Source organism: Actinomadura rugatobispora, assembly GCF_055379765.1.
In genome coordinates this window covers 858,538-875,813 of record NZ_AP029191.1, presented here as the reverse complement: position 1 = coordinate 875,813, position 17,276 = coordinate 858,538, and the positions used below count along the sequence as shown (strand labels likewise).

Here is a 17,276-nt window from a genome sequence, read left to right as displayed (position 1 = left end):
GTGCATTCGGCCCACCTGTATGCAGACCGCGGTGTGCCAGGCGCGTCATTCAACGAGCCGGTCGTGCCTATGAGCCGCGTAATAGTCGACCTGGCGCGCCATCACCTCGCGCATGGACGAACCCCTGGGAAGCCCATATACCGTGCCGGGGAAGTCCATCTCGCGTTGGACCTCCCACAGCTCCTCATGCCGGTCCGGTGAGAACAGCTCCGCGGGGTCCCCTGCAGCGATCCACCCAATGGGCAGCACCGTCTCAGGGGCCAGCCGCGAATTGACGTGCAGCACGCTATTGATGCGCAGCTCCGATCCGGCCCCGGCGACCGCTCCGGGGAACACCGACACTCCTGTCGCGAGGAAGACCTCGTCCTCGATCGTCGCCCCGTTCACGTGCGCGTGAGGACCGACGAGCACCGCGTCGCCCACCGTTGCCGCATGCGCCGCCCGTCCCCTGACGAGCGCGTTCTCCATCACCACGACGTCCGAGCCGATCCGCACCTCGCCGTCCTCGGCCGTCAACACGGCCCCGTGCAAAACGCGGACGCGTTCGCCCAGTACCACCGCCCCGCACAACACCGCCGAGGGCGCAACGTACGCCGACTCCGGCACCACCGGCCGCCGTCCCCGATGCTCCATGATCATGCTTGTAGTCTCCCCGGTTATCCACAGTTCGCGGACCTTCTTCCGATCACCCGGCCCGGTCGGCAGCATCGACGTCATGACCACGACGAACCTCAGCTGGCGGTTCGCCGGCACCACCGTCGGTCCGCTCGACCACGACCAGGCGACCTCCACCGCAGCTCGTGCGGCCCTGATCGGCAGGCTCCGTCCGCCCAAGGTCGTCGCGCGCCGTACCGCCGCGTGGATCTGGGGCCTGGACGTCTTACCGCCCGGCCCGCCCGAGCCGGATCGGGAGATCGACATGACCTCCGGCGAGGATCTGCCGCCGTCCCACATCGTCGAGGAGGCGGGAGTACGGCTGACGTCCGTGTCCCGGACGGCCCTCGACTGCGCCCGCTGGCTTCCCCGCCTCGAAGCGATCGCGGCCCTCGACCAGTTCCTGCGCGCGGGAGTCGAGCCGGCCACGCTCAAACGCATGGCCCAAGATCTGAAAGGGCTTCCCCATTCCTCCCGTCTGTGCGAAATGCTCCGCTTGGGCGATCCGGGCGCCGCGTCCCCAGGTGAAAGCTGGACCCGTTTCGTCCTCGTCGACACGGGTTTTCCGAGGCCCCAGACGCAGATTCCCGTCATGGGCCCGCGCGGTGACCCTTTCTACATCGACCTCGGCTACGAGGAGTTCCGCGTCGGCATGGAGTACGACGGCGAACCGCACCACATCGGCCCCCGGGCGAGGGCCAGGGACGAGGGACGCCGCCGCTGGCTCGCCCGCCAGAAGGGATGGGAGATCATCCCCGTCACCAGGGACTTCCTCCCACGCCCGGGCCCCTACCTCGAGGCCCTGCTCACGGCTCTCCTCCACCGCGGCTGGAACCCGAACGACAAGACCATGGACCGCATAGCCGACCGCCTGGCCCGCCTCCACAGAGGCTTGGGGAGCAACGGATGAACCCCGCGTCCACGCTCCCACCCAACCAATGCGATCTCGCCCGTAGCGGACTCAGAAGGAGATCACGTGCGCGCTGCTGAACCGCCAACGCCTCCAGCATCGAGGAGGGACGAGGCCCCGCCGATGCTCTCCCTGCCGTCACACCATGACCTGCAGTTGGTGGCCGACGACGAACCAATACTCCACCAAATCGCCGTTCCAGACGCCAGCCCTCATTTGCAGACCGCCACCGATCAACGGGCGCTGGCCCGTTCAATGGAGTTTCCATCCAGCGGTGTGGTCGCCGGTGCAGGGGCCATCCCCGCTTTGACCTTGTTCTGCGAGCCGCAATCTCGTTCAGCGAGGCAACGGGCTGCGCCGTGATCGGCGGGCCCCTGGCGGCACGGGCCGCTCGACAGTCCAGGGGCCATGCTTCGGCCGCTGTCGGAGCCGGGAGTGTCTAATGAACGGCGGATCCGATGATCAAGGAGACGCCAGGTGACCGACACCGCCGCCGAGAACGAGTCCGCCGAGCAGCCGGTCCAGACGCCGCCGGGTGCGGGGTTGGGCGGTGGTGGTTGGCGGCTGGGATGGTCCTCGAGGGGGAGGCGGCCAGTGCTCGCGAGGGAAGCCGACCCGGTAGTGGGTGGCAGAGGGTGACGGAGCGAAGAGAGGAGCTTCATGTCGAACGAACTTGTCGTTGCCCCGTCACCGCCCAAGAGGATCGTGTGGGCGGCCTACGCCGTGCCGCTGTGCGTGTTGCCGTCGGCTCTGTGGCGGCTCGCACTGGTGGCCGGGCTCTTCGACGAAGACGAGGTGCACCCGATCGGCGGGTCGTTGGCGGAGCAGATCTACGTGCCGTCGCTCAGCGTCGTTTCCATGGTGCTGGCCCTGCTCACGTTGGGACTCGTCCAGCCGTGGGGAGAGGCGTTGCCGCGATGGATCCCGTTGCTCGGAGGCAGGCGGGTCCCCCCGATGGCGGCGGTTGTTCCCGCCGTCGCCGGAAGCATCTGCATCTTCGGGCTCTACGCCTACCTCTTGTTGAACAACATCTTCGACTGGGTGGACCAGGGCCCCGTTGTGATAGGTGGGGAGCAGCCCATCCCGCCGCCATCGGGGCTCGCCGGGCAACTGGAGGTGATCTGCTATGCCCCGCTGCTGGCTTGGGCGCCGCTCCTGATGGTCGTCACTGTCGACTACCACAGGCGCCGTTCCTGCGACCGTCGCGTCGCCCCGGCCGGTGTTTAGAGCCTGTCTCGGTGCGTCCTCGGTACCGCGCAAGCGCGATACCTGGGTGAGGCGGTGCCGGAGGCGAGCGTCACCGTCCAGATCGCGAAGCAAAACCGAGCCCGCCAAGACCCGGTAGGCGGCTGCCAGTGAGGTGAGCGCCGCCAGGCGTGCCGCCGCAGGTCAGGGCTTTGGCGCACGGTGAGCCCCTGGGCCGCGGGTGCGTCCTCGTCAAGGCTGGCGCTGCGGTCGGTGGAAGCGTCTCGCGGCCTTCTGCGGTTAGGGAGGTGGCCGGGCGGCCGTGGTGAGGGGGAGGGGTACCGACTGGGGGCTTCTCTAGGGTTGTAGAAGAATGTTCTAGTAGAACAGAATTCAGCTCTATGGGACGGGAGCGGATTCTTCGGGCCGCGCTGGAGCTGTTCGGGCGGGACGGGGTGAACGGGACGACGCTGAGCCGGTTGCGGGAGGCCGGCGGTGTCAGCGTCGGGAGCTTCTACCACCACTTCGCGTCCAAGGAGCAGGTCGCCGAAGCGCTGTTCGTGGAGTGCATCGAGTTCTACCAGGCCGACTTCCTGGTGGAACTGCGTGAGCATGCGGATCCGCATGAGGGTGTCGCCAGCGTGGTGGCGTTCCACGTGCGGTGGTGCATGGAGCATCCGGAACGGGCCAGGTTCCTGTTCACCGAACGGCCGCCTGGGGGGAACGTCCTGCGGGGGCGCAACCGGTCGTTCTACGGGGAGGTGCAGGGCTGGTGGCGGGCGCACGCACACCATGGCGCCTTGCCCGAGCTGGATCTGGTGACCGCCTTCGTGCTGTGGCTGGGGCCGGCCCAGGAACTGTGCCGGCTCTGGCTCAACGGGGAGATTCCCGCACCGGACGACCGGCAGATCGCGCGGCTGGGGCAGGCCGCCTGGAGGTCTCTGGAAGGAGACAAGGATGATCGTTGACGCGTGGATGCAGCACGGCACGGTCCGGTTCCTGCAGCACGAGATGCTCGACTCGCTGTGGCGGTGGATCGGGCGGAAGCCTTCGGACGAAGAGGTCCCGGTCGATGTCACCGTGGCCGCGATGGACTCCGGGGGCGTTGACGTCGGGCTCATCAGCGCCTGGTACGGGCCCGAGGGCGACCTCGTGAGCAACGACGAGGTGGCCGGGTTCGTGGCGGTGGCGCCGGACCGGCTGGTGGGAGTTGCCTCGGTCGACCTGCGGAAACCCATGGAGGCCGTACGGGAATTGCGGCGTTGCGTGAATGAGCTCGGTTTCAAGGCGCTGCGCGTGGTGCCCTGGCTGTGGGAGCGGCCGCCCACCGACCGGCTCTTCTACCCGTTGTACGCGGAATGCGTCGAGCTGGGCATTCCGTTCTGCACGCAGGTGGGCCACACCGGGCCGTTGCGCCCGAGCGAAGTTGGACGGCCCATTCCGTACATCGATCAAGTCGCGCTGGACTTTCCCGAGCTGGTCATCGTCGGGGGCCACATCGGCTACCCGTGGACGGAGGAGATGGTCGCGGTATGCCGCAAGCATCCGAACGTCTACATCGACACTTCGGCGTACACCGTGGAGCGCTATCCACCTGAGCTGGTGCGCTACATGAAGCAGCGCGGCCACAAGGTCATGTTCGGCACCAACTTCCCGATGATCACCGCGGAGCGGGCACTGCGCGGTTTGGACGACCTGGGGCTGGAGGACGGGCAGCGAGAGGCGTTCCTGGCAGGGAACGCGCAAAAGGTTTTCAGCTTGTGATCTACAATGTAAAGGCACCGGCCGGAGACGAACCCTTCGAGCATGTGCGCCGATCCGTGTGGAAGGTACCCGCGGAACAGTCTGATCGTCGGTGAGTCGGCACTTCAGAGCTTCCCGAGAAGGGGAAGTGCCGTGGCGGCATACTCGGAGAGCGCTCCTGCGCTGTTGGGTGTGCTTCCTGGTGAACGGCTGGGGTTCGATGAGGTCGGGTGGGACTGATTGGCGTTTCGGTGGGTGCGAAATCGACTGAAGTGCTATATGCCCTCAGTGGAGATGGCCATGAAGTGGCGATTCGGTGGCTTCGTGGCTCGGACGAGGGACGTTCCTCGTTGCCCAGCCGTTCTTGCCTGGCTCGTTCAAACGAATCGGGGGGTGGGGAGACTGGAACACTCGAGCGTTCGGCCTTGTAGCGAGTCCTTCAATGCGCCAGGGAGTCGGTACATGATAGGCGCCGGATCGATCCGAGGTCGCTGGCCCTGGTTGAAGGAGGGTTTCCCTCTCGGGGGAGGCGATGAAAGCGGTGCCCTCTCGTTGAAAGGGTGGAAGGTGCCGGGCCGAGTTGTAGTGAAGACTGGTTTGCGTCGGCCGCGTGGGTGAGTGCGGCGAACGGGCTTCTGTATGGCTTGTACCGATGCACGGGTAGTTGATGTGGGTCGGCCATCAGGCTCATCGTCTCGGTGGGTCGCACGGGCCGGGCATGGTTTGAGAGGCAGCGGTCTCTGGCGGCGTGGTGTCAAGTGGGAATGGCCTCGTGACCTCCATTCGCATGATGTTTGCAGGCTTCCCGGGAATGTCGGAGGGGGCCCCTAGGCTGAGCCCGTCCGGTGGACGACAAGCGCCGAAGGGCGGAGAACATGAAGTGGTTCGGCAGGCGCGACTCGGCCCGAGGTGGAGCAGGAAATGCCGGTGACGGCCGTGACGGTGACGTCGGGGGAGGGGCCGTGGTGGACGTCACCAATGATCCGCTCGTCGGGTTGGTGTGCGCGGTGGTCGAGCACCACGGGTACGGGTTCACGGTCGTCGACGGTGACGAGCTGGAACTCCGGCGGCAGGGGCGTGAGGAGCCGGTGCGCATGTACCTCACCAACCTGCGGCAGTGGGTCGCGCGAGAGCCCGAGGGCCAGTGGCCCGCGATCGTGGCCGACTTCGTGGGGACGCTGATCGCCACGACCGAGGTCGAGGGCGACGACGCGCTCGACCTGGGCGACTACGCGCTGGTTCGTCCCCTGCTGCGGATGCGGCTGTACGCCGACGACTTCCAGGCCGGTCTGGAGATCGTGCAGCGATCGGTGGCGCCCGGCCTGGTGGAGGTGCTGGTCATCGACAAGCCGACCTCATTGCTGATCGTGAGTACCGACATGGCGGCGGAGTGGGAGACCGAGTCGGACGAGCTGTTCCGCGTCGCACGTGACAACGTGCGGGCCGACGGCCCGCTGGAGATGGAGGACGGCGACTTCGACGGGGTGCGGTTGTGCTCGCTCGGCGGGGAGACCGCATACGTCACGGCGCATGCGCTGTGGGCGGGCGACTATTCGGTGACCGGTCCGCACGGGGCGCTGGTCGTCGTGCCCGCGCAGGGCGTGGTGCACGCCGCTCCGGTGCGCGGCGACGACGTGCCGGGCGCCATGAACATGCTGATCAGGCTGGCGTGGGCGGGCTTCCAGGAGGGTCCGCGTTCGGTCAGCCCGAACGTCTACTGGTGGCAGGAGGGGGAACTGCGGCTGGCGGGCGCGGTCGAGGAGCAGGACGACACCCTGGCCGTGTCGATCAGCGCGGAGTTCCAGTCGCTTCTGGAGCAGCTGGTTCGGGACTGATCCGGGTGCGGAGCGTGCGCCAGGTGAGCAGCCCGACCGGCACCGGTGCCCAATAGGTGATGGCGCGGAAGAGCAGCACGGCCTGCAGGGCCGTACCGGCGCCGATGCCCACCGCGGCGAGCGCGCCGACCAGCGCGGCCTCGGTCGAGCCGAGCCCCCCGGGTGCGGGCAGTGCCGCGCCGGCGGCGGCGCCCACCAGGTAGGCGGCCAGCAGCGGCAGGATGTCGTTCGGTGTGGCGGTTCCCGGGACGGCCAGGACGCTGAGCGCGAAGGCCAGCCCGAGCACGAACGTGGTCGCGGCGGAGGCCGTGAGGGTGAGGGCAAGGTCTCCGGGGCGGCGGCACAGGTCGGTCATCCCGGTGAGCGCCTGGCCGACCGCGGGGGAGCGCATGGCCCGTCGGACGAGGAGGACGGTCACGGGCAGCAGCAGGGCAGCGGCGAGCAGCGCCGGGAGGGGAGGGAGGAGGTCGACGATCTTGGCGGCCTGGCCGGCCACCGTCTCCAGCATGCGCGAGTCCTGGGCGATCAGCAGCACGATGATCAGCAGGATGAGGTCGGCCGGTGCTCCGGCCACCTGGAGGGAGGCGACGCTCACGGCCGCCTTGCGGAGGGGCATGCCCCTGCACACCAGGTAGCGCGTGTTGACGGCCACGGCTCCCAGACCGCTGGGCGTGACGCGGTTGGCGGCGGCCGCTGTGAACTGGGTCAGGGTCGTCTCGTACAGCGGGAGCCTGTGCCCGGCTGCGCCGCGCAACGCGATGGCGGCCAGCACGTAGTGCAGGACCGACAGCACCGCCAACGCGGGCACGAACTCCCAGCGGACGTTGCGAAACGCCGCCGCCATGGAACGCCAGGGGTCGTCGCCATAGAGCGCGAACAGTGCGGCGAGCAACCCGAGCACGACCGCTGCGCCCAGCACGCAGTGCAGGACCCAGTTCCAGCGGCGGAGTGGGCGGGAGGGCGACTTGGAACGCCTCTGCCCGCTTGTCGCGATGCGCTCGTAGCCACGTGCAAAGGGTCCTGGTAGGAGCCGGGCAAGCATCGTGCGCGGGTGCACGCGGCTGGCCACAGTTCGCAGGCGACCCGAGGCGGCTGGTGAACTTGCGGTGCCATCTTGCGGGCACACGGAGGCGCCTTGCATCTGCACCTCACCAACCTGCGGGTGTTCGCAGGTGGCCGGCGGAGGTTCACAGGTCTCCGGCTGGCATGCGGTGGAGTTGTGCAGACCCGTGGTGGGCACCTGTGGCCCCGAAAGTTCACCTTGCGCAGGTGCCGGGGTGGGCTCTGCGGTTGCCAGGACGCCCGCCGTTGCCGGGCTGTGTTGCGTTGTTGTCGGGGTGCCCTGCGCGGTTGTTGGGCCGCTTTGCGTCCTTGCCGAGGCGCGTTGCGCCGTTGTCAGGGCGCGTTGCGCGGTTTCGGGACCGTCTTGCGTTGTCGGCGGGGTGGCCTGTGCGGTTGCTGGGTTGCGTTGCGCGGTTGTTGGGACGTCTTGCGTGGTTGTCGGGGCGGCCTCTGCGCTTGCTGGGCAGCCTTGCGCGGTTGCCGCGGCGCTCTGCGCGGTTGTGGGGGCGGCCTGTGCGGTTGCTGGGTTGCGTTGTGCGGTTGCCGGGGCGGCCTGCGTGGTTGTGGGGGTGGTCTGTGCGGTTGTCGGGGTGTGTTGCGCGGTTGGTGGGTCGCTTTGCGCCGTTGCCTGAGTGCTTTGCGCAGTTGCCGAGGTGTCCTGTGTGGTTGCTGCGCCGCCTTGCGCGGTTCCCGGGGGACCTTGCGCGGTTGTGGGGGCGGCTTGCGCGGTTTCAAGGGCGTCTTGCGCCGTTGGCGGGGCGGCCTGCGCGCTTGCTGGGCAGCCTTGCGCGGTTGCCGGGGCGCTCTCCGTGGTTGTTGGGGCGCCTCGCGGCTGTGCGGTGCCTTGTGCATGCCTGCGTGCGTCGTGTGGACGTGCGGACGCGGGGGTGGCGGGCGTCTGGTCGGGAGACGCTTGGAGCGGCTGCGGTGTTGTGGGGGTGGTCGTGATGTTCGCGGCGTCACCGTTGGGGGCCGGGAGCCCGGCGGACACCGCGCGTTCGGCGCCGGCGGCGATCGTCTCCACACCTTCAGTTGTCGGCTAGTTGTCTGAAGAGTATGCGACTGCCCGCTACACCTCAGACGAACAACAAGGCACGCTCCATCACCTAGCTCGCCACCAGGCAAGACGCGCCGATCCCAATGCCGTCGTTTCCGTACGACAGTGTTGCAACGCAGGGGCGGTGCGCTTTGCGAGGGCGTTTACAGCGCGGCGTTCTTCGGAACGCTGGGCGGCTCGGACCTGGGCTGGTCAGCACGTGAACGGCGCGGGCGCGTGGGTTGTCGGGGACGCTCGTGGTTTGGCGCTGGTGCTTCGGGGCGCGGGCTTACGAGGCTTGGGTCAGCACTGGTCGAGGGGCGCGGGTTGTCGTGGGCGGAGGCTGGTCTTTGTCTTCGGGGGGCGGCCTCCTGGGCGCGGAGGTTCCAAGCGTGGGGAGGGGAGGGCGTGCGTGGCGCGGGCGGGCAGCCCCGGCGTAGATGACCGGGCGCAGCTGGTGTGAGGGGAAGCGGTGCGGTGGGCGCAGCCCGAACTGGGCGGGCGCGCCCCGAGAGCGGCGGCCGACGCGCCGGGCCCCACCGGGCCTAAGCGTGGGTGGGTGGGCGCGGGTTTCCAAACGGCACCCTTTGGGCGCGGGAGCCCTTGGGTGCACGCTGGGGAGGGTGGGGTGGCCTCGGGGTCCGGATGTCGGTCGGGAGGTCGGCCGCTGCTCAACGGGTGGGGTGGTGCGTGGGGTTCAAACTGGCGATGTCCTTGGCGCGGGGGTTTGGGTGTGTGTGTGGAAAGGCGGAGATGACTCTTGGGGGCGACGTTGGTTGGGAGGTCGGCCCATGTTCAGCGGGTGGGGGCGTGGGGTTCAGGTCGGGGGTGTCTTTGGCGCGGGGGTTTGGGTGTGGGTGGGGAGGGCTGAGCGGCTCTTGGGGGTGGGAGGGTGGCCCCGCTTAGCGGGTGTTTGGTGCTCGGTGTGTGGGGTCGATGGCGGGTTGGGGCTGATGGGCACGGGATGTGTTGCGGATGAGCACGTTGCTCGGCTCAAGAGTGGGTCTTGCCCGGTTCCTACCTGGGGCACCTCGACGATGACTGGGCGTCCTGTTCAGCGGCGGGGGCGGGTCAGGCGGCGGGTTGGTAGCGGGCGGGGCGGGTTTGGGAGCCGATGTAGCGGAGGGTGCTGCGGAGCGTCCAGTGGTTCAGGCGGGTGGGGACGACCCGGTAGCCCTGGCGGTTGGCCAGGGCCAGGGCGGAGAAGCGGACCTGGTCGGCGGGGGACCACGGGATGTCGAAGCGCTCGCGGACGATCGAGGGCAGGCAGCCGAAGGTGAGCAGCCGCAGAGGGCGTTCGGCCACGAAACGGCCGGCGCGTTCGAGGCGGGCGCCGCCGACGGGCATCAGGGAGACGGTCTCGGAGCCGTGCTTGGCGATGTCGAGGGCGCGGGCGGCGGCCGGGGTGAGTTCCAGCCGCTTGGCGCAGATGTGCCAGAACTTCGACTGGAACGAGGCGTAGTCGGGCGGTACGGGGCGCATGCTGATGCCGTAGCGGGAGTACCAGGTGACGGTCTCGGCGTAGAGCTGCTCGTGGTCCTCGGCGGTGAGGGCGCGGGGGTGGAAGAGTTCGGCGGCCTTGAAGATCTCCCAGGTGAACGTGGCGTGCGCCCACCAGTAGGTCTCCGGTTCGAGGGCGTGGTAGCGGCGGCGGTGCTCGTCGACGCCGCCGATGGCGCGGTGCAGGTCGCGGATGCCGCGGGCGCGCTGCTCGCCGTCGGGGGCGAGGACGGTGGCCCAGATCTGCGGGACGGACCGGTAGATGCGGTCGAACGGGGCGTCGAAGAACTGCGAGTGCTCGGAGACGCCCGCGCCGATGCCGGGATGCATGAGCTGCATGAGTCCGGCGGCGGCTCCGGGGAGTAGGGAGCGCATGTCCGCGGCGTACGACCACAGGAGTGAGCCGGGGCCGAGCGGGGCCATGTGGGTGGTGGGCGTGGACATCGCACCTCCAGTGACGGCGAGCCGCTGACGCCATGATGAGACAAGAGAAGTAATTTGTCTAATGTCTAGATCTGGCGCGGGCCAGGTGCGGGCCCTCCCCGTTCCCGGGGGGCGGGTGAGTTCCGGGAACGGGGGTGGAGTGCTTCAGGAGGCGGGCTTGTAGACGGCCACCGCGCAGGCGCTGCCCAGGCCGATGTTGTGCTGGAGGGCGACGCGGGCGTTCTCGACCTGGCGCTTGCCGGCCTCGCCGCGCAGCTGCCAGGTGAGTTCGGCGCACTGGGCGAGGCCGGTGGCGCCGAGCGGGTGGCCCTTGGAGATGAGTCCGCCGGACGGGTTGACCACCCACCTGCCGCCGTACGTGGTGGCCTCGTCGTCCACGAGCTTGTGGCCCTCGCCGGCCTCCGCCATGCCGAGGGCCTCGTAGGTGATGAGCTCGTTGGCGCTGAAGCAGTCGTGCAGTTCGATCACGTCGACGTCGTCGATGCCGACCTGCGCCTCGTCCATCGCCTTCCGCGCGGCGCGCTGCGAGCACCCGAACCCGACGACGCGGATGGAGGAGTGGTCGGCGAAGCTGTCGGGGGTGTCGGTGGCGATGTGGTGTCCGGCGATCTCGATGGCGCGGCCCCACAGGTCGTGCTCGTCCACGAACCGCTCGCTGACCACGATGGCCGCGGCGGCGCCGTCGGAGGTCGGCGAGCACTGCAGCTTGGTGAGCGGCTCGTAGATCATCGTGGCGTTCTTGACGTCGTCCAGGGAGTACTCGTCCTGGAACTGGGCGTAGGGGTTGTTCACCGAGTGCTTGTGGTTCTTCCAGCCGATCCAGGCGTAGTGGTCGGGGGTGGAGCCGTACTTCTCGATGTGCTCGCGGCCGGCGTTGCCGAACATCTGCGGCATCGGCGCCTTGTCCATCTCCCACGGGCGCCCGGCGACCATCGAGTTGAGGTGGTGGTCGATGATGGTGACCTTGGACTTGCCCATGCCGGCGCCGAGCGAGCCCTTCTCCATCTTCTCCATGCCGAAGGCGAGCGCGCACTCGGCGAGGCCGCCCTTGACGGCCTGCCGGGCCATGAACAGGGCGCTGGACCCGGTGGCGCACGCGTTGGAGACGGTCATCACGGGGATGCCCGTCATGCCGGTCTCGTAGAGCGCGCGCTGGCCCATCGCGCCGTAGGCGGATCCGGCGTACGCCTGCTCCACCTGGTCGAAGGCGACGCCCGCGTCCTCCAGGGCCTTGCCGACGGCCTCCTTGGCCATGTCGGGGTACTCCCAGTCGCGGGAGCCCGGCTTCTCGAACTTGGTCATGCCGACGCCGACGACGAACGTGCGCTGGCCCATCAGGCCCGCCTCCTCATACCGAATCCAGTTCGGGTTCACGATAACGCGCGGCCCGATCGAGCGCTCGCTCGGGCGGGACGTCAGCCGCGCGGCGCCGGTTCGAACAGCTCCACCGGGTTGCCCGCGGGATCCTCGATCAGCAGCTGCCGCCCGCCCCGGCCCTCGACGATCGCGCCGCGGAACGTCACCCGCGCCTCCCGGAGCTCCTCGGCCGTCCGGGCCAGGTCCGCGACCTCGATCTGGAAGCGGTTCCACCCGCCCGGCTCGGGGCGCCTGCCGTCTGGCATGGGCTGGGACGCCCCGCCCGGCCCCGACACCGCGCTCAGCAGCAGCCGCAGGTCGCCCCGCGACAGCATGGCGAACCCCGGACCGGGCTGGAACTTCACCTCGAAGCCCAGCCGATCGCGGTAGAACGCGGCGGCGGCGTCGACGTCGTCCACGATGTAGCGCACGCTCACAGTTCCCATGCGCACGAGAGTGCCCGCCCCGGCTCCCCGCAACCCCGGTGCCACCTGCGGAGACGTTCCACCCCAGGACGCTGCGGTGTGCCAGGCCAGTGCTGTGCGGTCGTTTTGCCCGCCCACCGGATCGCAGCCGCTTTGGTGCCCTGCGGCCGTCCTCGATGAGGTTGGCCGTGGTACTTGCCGCATCTGCTCGCGCCCTCGGCGCTGTGCCCAGGGGATGCCGTACGTCGGGGCGCTGCGGGACGCAGGGTGTGATTTGTCGGGGCAGTGCTGTTCGCCGGGGATGCGGTGTGCCCGCGCGGCTATGCGGGGGCGCGGTGCGTTCGGTTGGGGCGGGGTGTCGGGCCGCTGGTGGGTTAGGTGGTCATTTCGTCGGTGAGGGCGCGGGCGAAGGCGGCGATGTCGTCCTCGGTGGTGTCGAAGGCGCACATCCAGCGGACCTCGCCGGTGTGCTCGTTCCATGTCGAGAAGGCGTAGCGCTTGCGCAGCCGGTCGGCCACGTCCGGCGGGATGATGGCGAACACTGCGTTCGCCTGCACCGGCTGGGTGATCCGCACCCCCGGTACGGCGCGTACCGCCGAGGCCAGGTGCTGGGCCATCGCGTTGGCGTGCGCGGCGTTGCGCAGCCACAGATCGCCCTCCAACAGGGCGATCAGCTGCGCCGACAGGAAGCGCATCTTGGACGCCAGCTGCATCCCCATCTTGCGCAGGAACTCCATGCCCCGCACGGCGGACGGGTCGAGCACGACGATCGCCTCGCCGACCATGAGGCCGTTCTTGGTGCCGCCGTACGACAGGACGTCCACCCCGGCGTCGGTGGTGAACGCCCGCGGCGGCAGGTCCAGCGCGGCCGCGGCGTTGGACAGGCGGGCGCCGTCCATGTGCAGCAGCATTCCGCGCTCGTGCGCGCACGCGGCGAGCGCCGCGACCTCCTCGGCCGTGTAGAGGGTGCCCATCTCGGTGCTCTGGGTGATGGACACGATCCTGGGCTGGGCGTGGTGCGGGTCGCCCCAGCCCCACGCGTACCGGTCGACCAGTTCGGGGGTCAGCTTGCCGTCGGGTGCGGGGATCGGGATGAGCTTGAGCCCGGCGACCCGCTCGGCGGCGCCGCACTCGTCCACGTGGATGTGGGACGTCTCGGTGCACAGGACCGAGCTCCACGGGTCGGCCATCGCCTGCAGCCCGACCACGTTGGCGCCGGTGCCGTTGAACACCGGGTACGTCTCGGCCTGCTCCCCGAAGTGCCGCCGCATCACCTCGCGCAGCCGGACGGTGTACGCGTCGTCGCCGTAGGCGGGCTGGTGGCCCTCGTTGGCGGCGGCGAGCGCGGCGAGGACCTCGGGGTGGACGCCCGCGTGGTTGTCGCTGGCGAAACCCCGGAACGGTCCAGAGAAGGCCTGCGGATCCACGGCGCCCCCACCGGATGCTGTTGTGGACGTCGGGGAGGAGCCTGCGGACGGGCGGTCGGCGTGAGAGGTCAAGGCGCTATCCGTTCAGTTCGGCGGCGGGACGTCGTCGATAGGCGTGAACCCCGATGGACGAGGCGCCCGCGTCTCGATGACCCGGATGGTGGCGTCGGCCTTCGACGCCGCCTTGTCCGCGTCCTGAGCGCGGTGCGCAGGTGCTGCCGGGCCTGGAAGTCCCGGTCGGCCGGGGCCGTGTCGCCGGACCCGCGGCTGCCCAACGGGCGGCTCGGGTCGTCGACGTGTTCCGGCTTTGCGGCCGTACGGGACTTCTGCGTCATGCCTTCATTGTCCCGCAGGCCGTCGGTTCCGGCAGGAATGCTCGGATGGCGGGGTCGGGTCAGGAGGCCTGGGAGTGGGCGTCGCTGCTGTTGAGCTGCTGCGGGCTACTTTCACCGATGCGCTCGGCGACGGGGGAGGTGGGCGGAGCGGCCTGCGGTGCGGGCGCGGGACGGAGGTTCAGCCGCGTGCGCAGCGTGTCGACGTCGTCGCCCAGCCGGGCCATCGTGGCCTGCAGGTCGCGCCACAGCCCGGCGCGCTGCTCCATCCGGACGAGCCGGTCGCGCAGGTCGGCCACCCGGTTCTCGAGCGTCTCCAGGCGGGAGCGGGTCGCCGCCGCCTCCCGGCCGGACCGGACCAGGCCGGTGGCCAGCGCGGTGAGGTCGCGCTCGGTGTCGTCCATCCGCTCGTCGATCCGGGGCAGCAGCCGGTCGTTGAGCTGGGTGATGAGCGAGTCCAGTTCGGTGCGCAGTGTGCCCAGATCGCGGTCGTGGTCCTCCAGGACACGCTCGAGGGTCTCCTCCAGCCGCGCGATCCGCTCCTCCTGCGCCGCGCGTGCCTCCTTCTCCCGCTGCAGGTCGGCCGTGCGTTCGGGATCCTCGGCGATCGCGGCGAGCAGATCGACGCCCGCGCGCAGTCGGCGCTCCGCCTCCAGGGCGGTGCGGCGGACGAGGCCCGAGAACACGGTCATGAAGGCTCCTGGAGGGTGGAGTGCGAAAAGGGGGCTGCCCCTTAAACTTTAGGCGAACCTGAAGCGAACAGAGCATGTCGCCGCGGTGTTCTCAGGATTAACGCCATCGGCCGCCGCGCCTGTTCCGAGGCCGCGTTTTTCCGGCGTTTCCGCTGGTGGTGCGGGTGCTTCGCATTCAGGTGGCGCCGCGGTGTTCCGTCCGTCCGGTTCCGTTTCACCGGACGCCGTGCGACCGGGCCGGAACAGGCCGACCGGCGCCGGTGCCCACGGGAGGTCCGGGACGCGGGCCCGCGCAGACGCACAGGCCATGGTGAACGATCAGCCGTGCGCGCCGCGCCGTGTACTCGCCCAGGCGTGCGGCCGGACGCACCCGGCGGCAGGTCAAGCACAACAAGACTAAAGCCCTCCCCCACGAAAAGCCCTCAGAACGTCCCCAAAACCTCTCAAGTCCCATTAAGTGGACATCGGCCATCGGCTGACCGGCCGGCGCGGCGTCCCAGGTGCATCCCCCCCGAAACGCACCTGGGACGCCGACGTCCTCACGGCCGGAACCGGACAGCCGACGGTGCCCGTACCGTATGCCCCGCAAGGTTGCGCGCACGTTGCAACCGATCGATGACTGTTCGTGACAGCGGGTGCGGTCGTCCAGTTCACGGGAATCGGTTGCGCACTGATCGCCCGCCAGAGATTCTCAGCGTTGTCCACGGGTTCTCATCTGGGGGGAGAGTGCCAATGGAACGCCGCTCCGGCGTGCCATCGCCGCATGCCTGCCGTGACCCGCGCGATCTGGTGCGCGCGACCGCGGCGCTTGACGACGCGGTGCACAGCTCGAGCCCGCCCCTGGTGGGGGGCGGCACCGGCGAGCCCGTCCAGCCGGGCCGCAACCCCGGTCCGTGGGGCCCGGCCCGTGAGCCGCGGACAGCGGCCGAGCGGGCAAGTGGAACGAGAGGTTCGCCCGCCCAGGGCCGCGGCACCTCCCCGGCAGGACCCGGGGGCGGCGGCCTTCGGCGCCGCGGCGGGTCCGCCGGCCCGGGACGTCCGGACGACCGCGACCTCGTGGATCGCCGTCCCGGCGACCCGGAGGATCCGGTCCGCGTCCTGCGGCCGCCCATCTCCGAATCGTGGCGGCGCTCGCGCGAGGCCGGGATCACCGTCGCGATCTCCGCCGCCCCGCAGGTGTACGACCGCGGCGACCTGGCCGAGGTCCGCGCCGGGCACCTCCTCGTCTCGCACGTCCCGGCGATGCGCGGCCTGCTGCGCTCCTACACCGACGAGACCGGGCACCTCATGGTGGTCAGCGACGCCGACGGCCACGCGCTGTGGAGCGAGGGCGCCCCGGCGGCGCTGCGCGAGGCGGCCCGGATCGGGCTGCTGGAGGGGTTCTGCTGGTCGGAACGCTCGATCGGCACCAACGGCATCGGCACCGCGCTGGCGACCGGCGCCCCGCAGTACGTCTTCTCCGCCGAGCACCTGGTCCCGGCCCTGCACCGCTGGTCCTGCGCCGGCGCGCCCATCACCGACCCCGACACCGGCCGGGTGATCGGCTGCGTCGAGGTCAGCGGCACCGCCGAGGCGCTGCACCCCGCGGCGGTCGCGCTGGTCGGCGCCGCCGCCGCGCTCGCCGAGGCACGCCTGGAACTGGAGATGCGCCGCCGCGACGAGGCGATGCGCGAACGCCACCGCCGCCATCTGGACGCGCTGCGCGGCGAGCCCGGCGCGCTGGCGACCCCCACCGGCAGGATCCTGCTGGCCGAGCCCGCCGAATGGTGCGGGCGGCGCCTGCACGTGCCGGTGTCCGGCGGCCCCGCGGCCCTGCCCGACGGGCGGTGGGCCCTGGCCGAACCCGTCGGCGAGGTGTTCCTGCTCCGGGCGCCTCCCGGCGGGCGCCGAAGACCTCCGCCGCAGAGCCCGTCCGCTCCGGGACCCGTGACCGTGCGGCCGGACGCCGAGGATCCGCCCTCGTCCGAGGACACCGGTACGCTCCGCGCCGAGCCGACGGCGCCTCCGCCCGGCTCGATGCGGCACACCGCGCACGCTCCCGCGGGAGACCTCTCCGGCGCCACCGCGCCCGCCGCCCCGGGCGTGCCGATGCTGGCCCTGGCGTTCCTGGGCGACGACCCGCCCTCGGCCTGGCTGGACGGCCGGCGCCTGCCGCTGTCACTGCGGCACGCCGAGATCCTCGCCCTGCTGGCCCTGCACCCCCGCGGCCTCAACGCCGACCGGCTCTCCCTGCACCTGTACGGCGGCGAGGGCAGCCCCGTCACGGTGCGCGCCGAGATCCACCGGCTGCGCGCCCAGCTCGGCGACTTCGTGGGCGCCAAGCCGTACCGGCTCGACTGCGCCGTCGACGCCGACTTCCTGGCCGTGCGGCGGCTGCTGGAAGCGGGCGAGGTCGCCGGCGCGGTACGGCTGTCGCGCGGCGACCTGCTGCCCCACTCCGACGCCCCCGCCATCCGGGCCGAGCGCGACGAGCTGTCGGTGCTGCTGCGGAGCCGGCTGCTGGAGCACGGCGGCGTCGAATCCCTCTGGACGTACGCGTGCACCGAGACCGGACGCGACGACCTGGAGGTCATGGAACGCCTCCAGGAACTGCTGCCGCCCGCCGACGTCCGCCGCGACACCGTCGCCGCGCGCCACCACCGGCTCCTCACCGAAGACGACTGACGGCCTCCCCG

Annotated in this window: 13 protein-coding genes; 6 read left to right on the top strand and 7 right to left on the bottom strand. The window is 70.3% G+C overall.

The window, feature by feature from the left end; genetic code table 11:
- Window positions 1-45: 45 nt before the first annotated feature.
- The gene (locus ACZ466_RS03470; protein WP_378283418.1) at window positions 46-717 is read right to left on the bottom strand and encodes a gamma carbonic anhydrase family protein; all 672 of its coding nucleotides are present in this window, start codon (window positions 715-717) and stop codon (window positions 46-48) included.
- On the opposite strand from ACZ466_RS03470, the gene ACZ466_RS03465 reads away from it, so the two are divergent.
- The 5 genes from ACZ466_RS03465 to ACZ466_RS03445 all read left to right on the top strand — a co-directional run bounded on the left by ACZ466_RS03465 (window position 716) and on the right by ACZ466_RS03445 (window position 6,327).
- Window positions 716-1,564, top strand: a complete 849-nt coding sequence (locus ACZ466_RS03465; RefSeq protein WP_378283419.1) for a hypothetical protein — start codon at window positions 716-718, stop codon at window positions 1,562-1,564. The two genes, ACZ466_RS03470 and ACZ466_RS03465, sit on opposite strands and share 2 nt — an antisense overlap.
- Window positions 1,565-2,224: 660 nt before the next feature.
- A complete protein-coding gene (locus tag ACZ466_RS03460; protein WP_378283420.1) occupies window positions 2,225-2,791 on the top strand; it encodes a hypothetical protein in 567 nt (188 codons plus the stop codon).
- Between the two features lie 359 nt (window positions 2,792-3,150).
- A complete protein-coding gene (locus tag ACZ466_RS03455) occupies window positions 3,151-3,717 on the top strand; it encodes a TetR/AcrR family transcriptional regulator (protein WP_378283421.1) in 567 nt (188 codons plus the stop codon).
- Window positions 3,707-4,513: an amidohydrolase family protein gene (locus tag ACZ466_RS03450; protein WP_378283422.1), complete on the top strand. Its 807-nt coding sequence runs from the start codon at window positions 3,707-3,709 to the stop codon at window positions 4,511-4,513. The genes ACZ466_RS03455 and ACZ466_RS03450 overlap by 11 nt, the downstream gene beginning before the upstream one ends.
- A 944-nt stretch (window positions 4,514-5,457) precedes the next feature.
- Window positions 5,458-6,327: a DUF1444 domain-containing protein gene (locus ACZ466_RS03445; RefSeq protein WP_378283423.1), complete on the top strand. Its 870-nt coding sequence runs from the start codon at window positions 5,458-5,460 to the stop codon at window positions 6,325-6,327.
- Here the strand turns inward: ACZ466_RS03445 and ACZ466_RS03440 are convergent.
- The 6 genes from ACZ466_RS03440 to ACZ466_RS03415 all read right to left on the bottom strand — a co-directional run bounded on the left by ACZ466_RS03440 (window position 6,281) and on the right by ACZ466_RS03415 (window position 14,601).
- Window positions 6,281-7,246: a lysylphosphatidylglycerol synthase domain-containing protein gene (locus ACZ466_RS03440; RefSeq protein ID WP_378283424.1), complete on the bottom strand. Its 966-nt coding sequence runs from the start codon at window positions 7,244-7,246 to the stop codon at window positions 6,281-6,283. The two genes, ACZ466_RS03445 and ACZ466_RS03440, sit on opposite strands and share 47 nt — an antisense overlap.
- 2,250 nt (window positions 7,247-9,496) lie before the next feature.
- Window positions 9,497-10,369, bottom strand: a complete 873-nt coding sequence (locus ACZ466_RS03435) for an oxygenase MpaB family protein (protein WP_378283425.1) — start codon at window positions 10,367-10,369, stop codon at window positions 9,497-9,499.
- Window positions 10,370-10,513: 144 nt separating this feature from the next.
- On the bottom strand, window positions 10,514-11,704 hold the full coding sequence (locus tag ACZ466_RS03430; protein WP_378283426.1) for a thiolase C-terminal domain-containing protein: 1,191 nt from the start codon (window positions 11,702-11,704) through the stop codon (window positions 10,514-10,516).
- 80 nt (window positions 11,705-11,784) lie between these two features.
- A complete protein-coding gene (locus ACZ466_RS03425) occupies window positions 11,785-12,171 on the bottom strand; it encodes a VOC family protein (RefSeq protein WP_378283427.1) in 387 nt (128 codons plus the stop codon).
- A 353-nt stretch (window positions 12,172-12,524) separates the two neighbouring features.
- Window positions 12,525-13,577 carry a threonine aldolase family protein gene (locus ACZ466_RS03420; RefSeq protein WP_378283428.1) on the bottom strand — a complete coding sequence of 351 codons (1,053 nt, stop codon included), beginning with the start codon at window positions 13,575-13,577 and terminating at the stop codon, window positions 12,525-12,527.
- 394 nt (window positions 13,578-13,971) lie between these two features.
- Window positions 13,972-14,601, bottom strand: a complete 630-nt coding sequence (locus ACZ466_RS03415) for a hypothetical protein (protein ID WP_378283429.1) — start codon at window positions 14,599-14,601, stop codon at window positions 13,972-13,974.
- 1,056 nt (window positions 14,602-15,657) lie between these two features.
- Here ACZ466_RS03415 and ACZ466_RS03410 point away from each other — a divergent pair.
- Window positions 15,658-17,265: a helix-turn-helix domain-containing protein gene (locus ACZ466_RS03410; protein ID WP_378283430.1), complete on the top strand. Its 1,608-nt coding sequence runs from the start codon at window positions 15,658-15,660 to the stop codon at window positions 17,263-17,265.
- The last annotated feature ends 11 nt before the right edge of the window (window positions 17,266-17,276 follow it).